Annotated in this window: 6 protein-coding genes and 1 pseudogene; 2 read left to right on the top strand and 5 right to left on the bottom strand. The window is 68.4% G+C overall.

Annotation, left to right across the window (positions count from 1 at the left end):
• Together VED21_RS14820 and VED21_RS14815 are read left to right on the top strand one after the other, a co-directional pair.
• On the top strand, positions 1-931 hold a 931-nt coding region (locus tag VED21_RS14820), incomplete at its 5' end, for a divergent polysaccharide deacetylase family protein (protein ID WP_324883249.1).
• Complete coding sequence (locus VED21_RS14815; RefSeq protein WP_324883248.1) at positions 928-1,473, top strand: RNA pyrophosphohydrolase; 546 nt, start codon at positions 928-930, stop codon at positions 1,471-1,473. The genes VED21_RS14820 and VED21_RS14815, both read left to right, overlap by 4 nt.
• A gap of 47 nt (positions 1,474-1,520) precedes the next feature.
• Here the strand turns inward: VED21_RS14815 and VED21_RS14810 are convergent, their stop codons facing one another.
• From VED21_RS14810 to VED21_RS14790, 5 genes and pseudogenes are all read right to left on the bottom strand, one after another.
• Positions 1,521-2,342 (bottom strand): ferritin-like domain-containing protein, encoded by an 822-nt coding sequence (locus VED21_RS14810; RefSeq protein ID WP_324883246.1) that lies wholly within the window; start codon positions 2,340-2,342, stop codon positions 1,521-1,523.
• 153 nt (positions 2,343-2,495) lie between these two features.
• Entirely contained in the window at positions 2,496-2,915 is a 420-nt protein-coding gene (locus tag VED21_RS14805) for a F0F1 ATP synthase subunit epsilon (protein WP_324883244.1), read from the bottom strand.
• 80 nt (positions 2,916-2,995) lie between these two features.
• A complete protein-coding gene (gene atpD / locus VED21_RS14800; protein WP_324883242.1) occupies positions 2,996-4,441 on the bottom strand; it encodes a F0F1 ATP synthase subunit beta in 1,446 nt (481 codons plus the stop codon).
• 57 nt (positions 4,442-4,498) lie between these two features.
• Positions 4,499-5,383 (bottom strand): F0F1 ATP synthase subunit gamma, encoded by an 885-nt coding sequence (locus tag VED21_RS14795; protein ID WP_324883240.1) that lies wholly within the window; start codon positions 5,381-5,383, stop codon positions 4,499-4,501.
• Between the two features lie 75 nt (positions 5,384-5,458).
• Positions 5,459-5,671, bottom strand: a pseudogene (locus tag VED21_RS14790) (F0F1 ATP synthase subunit alpha); the annotation flags it as partial.

The raw sequence follows: 5,671 nt of genomic DNA, 5'->3' as shown, positions 1-5,671 counted from the left end.
CGCCCCCGCCGCCCCGGCCCCGGCCCCGGCCCAGAACGCAAATGGGCAGGCCGCCGCCCCGGCACCCCCTGCCCCTCCCCCACCGGCCATCCCCGCGCCGCCGGCCGACGCCTTCGTGACGCTGACGCCGGCCCCGGCGCCGGGACTGGTGGAGGAGACGCGCGCCGGCCCGCTGCCGCGCATCGCCGAGGATGGGCGCAAGCCCTGGCAGGTCTACGCCCGCCCCTTCCCGGCCGCCGACAAGCGGCCGCGCATCGCCATCCTGATGACCGACCTGGGCGTGTCGGGCGTGACCACCGGCAACGCGCTCCAGAAGCTGCCGCCGCAGGTGACGCTGGCCTTCGTGCCCTATGGCGAGCGGCTGGACAGCTGGGTGGAGCGGGCGCGCGGCAAGGGGCACGAGGTCATGCTCTCCGTGCCCATGGAGCCGCTGAACTTCCCGCGCGACGACCCCGGTTCCAACGCGCTGCTTACCTCGCTCTCGCCCGAGCGCAACACCGAGCGGCTGGAATGGTCGCTGAGCCGCGTGTCCGGCTACACCGGCATCACCACCACCACCGGCAGCAAGTTCACCGGCAACGCCGATGCCCTGAAGCCGGTGATGGACACCCTGAAGCAGCGGGGCCTGCTGTTCGTCGACGCGCGCGTCAACCCGAAGAGCCAGGGTGCCGCCGCCGCAGGCCAGGCCGGCGTGCCGCGCGCCTTCGTCGACCGCGTCATCGACCGCGACCTGTCGCGCGGCGCCATCGACGACCAGCTGAAGGAACTGGAGGCGGTGGCCAAGGCGCAGGGTGCCGCCGTCGGCCTGGGTTTCCCGTACCCGAGCACGGTGGAGCGCATCAACCTCTGGCTGACCGGGCTGCAGGACCGCGGCTTCGTCCTGGCCCCCGTGTCGGCCGTCGTCAACCTTCAGAAGGGTCTGGGCGGATGAGCGGCAAGAAGGACGCCACGACCAGGGACAAGAGCAAGGACAAGAGCAAGGATAAGGCCGTGGACCGCGACTCCCTCCCCTACCGGCCGTGCGTCGGCATCATGCTGCTGAACGCCCGCGGCGAGGTCTTCGTGGCGCGCCGCCGCGACACCACCGACGCGTGGCAGATGCCGCAGGGCGGCATCGACGACGGCGAGACGGTGCACGAGGCGGCCCTGCGCGAGCTGAAGGAGGAGATCGGCACCGGTGCCGCCGAGATCCTGGCCGAGACGGTGGAAAAGCTGCGCTACGACCTGCCCGACCACCTGCTGGGCAAGGTGTGGAAGGGACGCTGGCGCGGCCAGGAGCAGGTGTGGGTCGCCGCCCGCTTCACCGGCAGCGACGCCGACATCGACCTGGAGACCGAGCACCCGGAGTTCGACGCCTGGAAATGGGTGGCCCCGGACGACCTCGTCCGCCTGATCGTGCCGTTCAAGCGGCCGGTGTACGAGGCCGTGCTGGCGGAGTTCCGCGAGGTGATCGCAAAGGCGCGCCGCGCGTAGGTTGGGTTGAGCCGCAGGCGAAAACCCTACCTACGGCCCTTCCGGTGCTACGCCGCGGCGGCCAGCTTCCTGGCGCGGCGGTCGATGAACCACCACGCACCCCTGGCGGCGACGGTGTAGGCCTTGCTCTGCGGGTTCAGGCCGCAGGCCTTGAAGACCATGGCGATGGCGCGCTCCACGTGCTTGCGGCGGTAGCGGCCGTAGGCGCGGCGCATGTAGGCGGCGTTGAAGGTCTTGCGGTCGTAGGGCACGCCGTCCGGCGCGTTGGCGGCGTAGAAGGCATAGGCCAGCTCGTCGTCCTCGGTCTCGCCGATGCGGCTCAGCGCCACCCACAGGCGCTTCCACTTGGACAGCCGCTCCTTCTCCACGTAGCGCTTGGCGTGCGTGTAGAACAGCTTGTAGTGGCGCAGCTCGTCGGCCGCGATGTTCCGGCAGATCAGCTTCAGCACCGGTTCCTCCGCCGAGTCGCCGATGGCCGCGTAGTAGGAGCTGGTGCCGGTCTCCACCATGCAGCGGGCGATCAGTTCGCCGGTGCGCGAACCGCGCACGGAGCGGTCCAGGTCGATGGGCACGCGGTAGCCGGCGCGGAAGCGCGCCACGGCCTTCTGGAAGTCGAAGGAGGGGTCGACCAGCTCCGCCCACTTGCCCAGCGCCTCGCCGTGCTGCACCTCCTCCACGGCCCAGTAGCGGGCGAGTTCCTGGAACTCCGGGTCGTCGTGGAAGACGTTGCACAGGTAGGCGGTGTAGTCGTTGGCGTTGTATTCCACCAGCGCCGCCGCCTTGATGAGCGGCACGAGATCCGGATCGACCTTGGCGTGATCCAGCCGATCCCACGGAAGCTCCTCGATACGCCAGTGCAGGTCCGCCATCGCTTGTCCCGTTTGTTGTGGTTATTGGTCCCTGAAACGGCAAACGCGCCCCACGACGGATCGGGAGGCGCGCTTCCCAGCGTGCAATGTATGGTATGACCGGCGCTCTGCAAAGGGAGCGATGCCCCGCTCCCGCGCAGGTCAGCCCGCGGGTCAGTGCGCCGTGGCGCCCGCCCCCACCGCGTCCAGCATGGCGCGCGCAACGGCGAGCTTCGCCTCCGCGTCCGCCCGCTCGGCGTCGGTCTTGGCGTCGTCCAGATCCTCGGACAGGTTCTTGACGTCCTGCTCGACCTTGGCACGGTCGATCTGCGCCACCGGCACGGCCTGCTCGGCCAGCACGGTGCAGCGCGTCTCGGTCACCTCGGCGAAGCCGCCGGCGACGAACACGCGGTCGACCACCCGGTCGCCCTCATAGACGTCGATGACGCCCGGACGGACGGTGGAGATCATCGGGGCGTGGCCGGCCAGGACACCGAAGTCACCTTCGCTGCCCGGCACCACCACCATGTCCACCGGCTGCGAAGCCAGCAGCTTCTCCGGCGAAACGAGTTCGAATTCGACTTTATCGGCCATGGGGTGTTGGCTCCCTAAACCAACCCTCCCGCCGTTGCCGGACGGGAGGGGGTTGCCGTTTCAACGTGCCCGGAAGGCGATCAGGCGGCCTCGGCGGCCATCTTCTTGGCCTTGGCGACGGCCTCGTCGATGGTGCCGACCATGTAGAAGGCGGCCTCGGGCAGGTGGTCGTAGTCGCCGTTCACGATGCCCTTGAAGCCGCGGATCGTCTCCTCGATCGGAACCAGCACGCCCGGCGTGCCGGTGAACACCTCGGCGACGTGGAACGGCTGCGACAGGAAGCGCTGGATCTTGCGGGCGCGGGCGACGGTCAGCTTGTCCTCTTCCGACAGCTCGTCCATGCCCAGGATGGCGATGATGTCCTGGAGCGACTTGTAGGTCTGCAGGACCTTCTGCACCGAACGGGCGACCGCGTAGTGCTCCTCACCCACGACGCGCGGGTCGAGGATGCGGCTGGTCGAGTCGAGCGGGTCGACGGCCGGGAAGATGGCCATCTCGGCGATCGAGCGCGACAGCACCGTCGTGGCGTCCAGGTGGGCGAACGAGGTGGCCGGAGCCGGGTCGGTCAGGTCGTCGGCGGGCACGTAGATGGCCTGCACCGAGGTGATCGAGCCCTTCTTGGTCGAGGTGATGCGCTCCTGGAGCGCACCCATGTCGGTGGCCAGCGTCGGCTGGTAACCCACCGCCGAGGGGATGCGGCCGAGCAGCGCCGACACTTCCGAACCCGCCTGGGTGAAGCGGAAGATGTTGTCGACGAAGAACAGCACGTCCTGGCCTTCCTCGTCGCGGAAGTACTCGGCGAGCGTCAGGCCGGTCAGGCCGACGCGCGCGCGGGCACCCGGCGGCTCGTTCATCTGGCCGTACACCAGGGCCACCTTGGAGCCCGGGCCGTCGGTCTTGATGACGCCCGATTCCATCATCTCGTGGTAGAGGTCGTTGCCCTCGCGGGTGCGCTCACCCACGCCGGCGAACACCGACACGCCACCGTGCGCCTTGGCGACGTTGTTGATCAGCTCCATGATGGTCACGGTCTTGCCGACGCCCGCACCGCCGAACAGGCCGATCTTGCCGCCCTTGGCGTACGGAGCCAGCAGGTCGATGACCTTGATGCCGGTGACCAGCACCTGGGCTTCCGTCGACTGCTCGACGAACTCCGGCGCCGGGCGGTGGATCGGGAACGCCTGCTCGGCGTTGACCGGGCCGCGCTCGTCGATCGGCTCGCCGATGACGTTGATGATGCGGCCGAGCGTGGCCGGGCCGACCGGCACCGAGATCGGCGCGCCGGTGTCGGTGACCTCCTGGCCGCGGACCAGACCGTCGGTGCTGTCCATGGCGATGGTGCGCACCGTGTTCTCGCCGAGGTGCTGCGCCACCTCCAGCACCAGGGTCTTGCCCTCGTTCTGGGTGTGCAGCGCGTTCAGAATGGCGGGCAGGTCACCTTCGAACTGGACGTCGACGACGGCGCCCGTCACCTGGGTGATGCGGCCGCCGGCGTTGGTGGCCTGGGCCTCGGTGTTGTTAGCCATGGACTAAAGCTCCTTCGGAACTCGAAATTGGTGATAAAGCCGTCGTATCGACCGTGATCAGATCGCCTCGGCACCGGAGATGATCTCGATCAGCTCCTTGGTGATGTACGCCTGGCGCGTCCGGTTGTAGGTGATCGTCAGCTTGTTGATCATGTCGCCGGCGTTGCGCGTCGCGTTGTCCATCGCGGTCATGCGCGCACCCTGCTCGGAAGCGGCGCTTTCCAGCAGCGCGCGGTAGACCTGGATCGACAGGTTGCGCGGCAGCAGCTCGGCAAGGATCTGCTCCTCGTCGGGCTCGAACTCGTAGATCGCCTTCACCTCGTCGGCGGCACCCTCGGCCGCTTCCGGCACGGCGAAGGGGATGAGCTGCTGCGGGGTGACGACCTGCGAGATCGCCGACTTGAACTTGTTGTAGATGACGGTGCAGACGTCGAACTCGTCCGCCTCGTACATCTCGTTGACCTTCTTGGCGATCGCGTCGGCGTCGGCGAACGACAGCTTGCGGCGGCCGACGTCCTCGTAGCTCTGCACGATCAGCGAGGCGAACTCGCGGCGCAGCTGGTCGCGGCCCTTGCGGCCCACGGTCAGCACCTTCACCGTCTTGCCCTCGCCCTGCAGGCGCATGATGGTGCGCCGCGCCTCGCGGACGATGGAGCCGTTGAAGGCGCCGCACAGGCCGCGGTCCGAGGAGATGACGACCAGCAGGTGCACCTGGTCGGAGCCCGTGCCCGTCATCAGCTTGGGCCCGCCGGCACCGTTCTGCACGTTGGCGGCGAGGGAGGACAGCATGCGGCCCATGCGCTCGGCATAGGGCCGCGACGCCTCGGCCTGCTCCTGCGCGCGGCGCAGCTTGGAGGCGGCCACCATCTTCATGGCCGAAGTGATCTTCCGCGTCGACTGGACGCTGGCGATCCGGTTTTTTAGGTCCTTGAGGCTAGGCATACCGGCCCTTCATCCCGCAAGAGTTCTGCGCCCTAAAGACCCGGGGCCTTGCGGCCCCGGATCCCTGGTTCACGATCAGACGAACACCTTGGCGAAGCTGTCGAGGAAAGCCTTCAGCTTCTCCTCGGTCTCCTTGGTGATCTGCTTGTCGTTGCGGATGGCGGCCAGGATGTCGGCCCCCTTGGCGCGGATCTCGCTGAGGAACTTCTGCTCGAAGCGGGTGACGTCCTCGACCTTGATCTTGTCGAGGTAGCCCTTCACGCCCGAGAAGATCGACACGACCTGCTC

It is taken from the genome of Azospirillum sp. (assembly GCF_035627195.1).
GTDB lineage: Bacteria > Pseudomonadota > Alphaproteobacteria > Azospirillales > Azospirillaceae > Azospirillum.
Note: the sequence above shows the minus strand (reverse complement) of the source record. Positions and strands in the feature narration are given on the sequence as shown.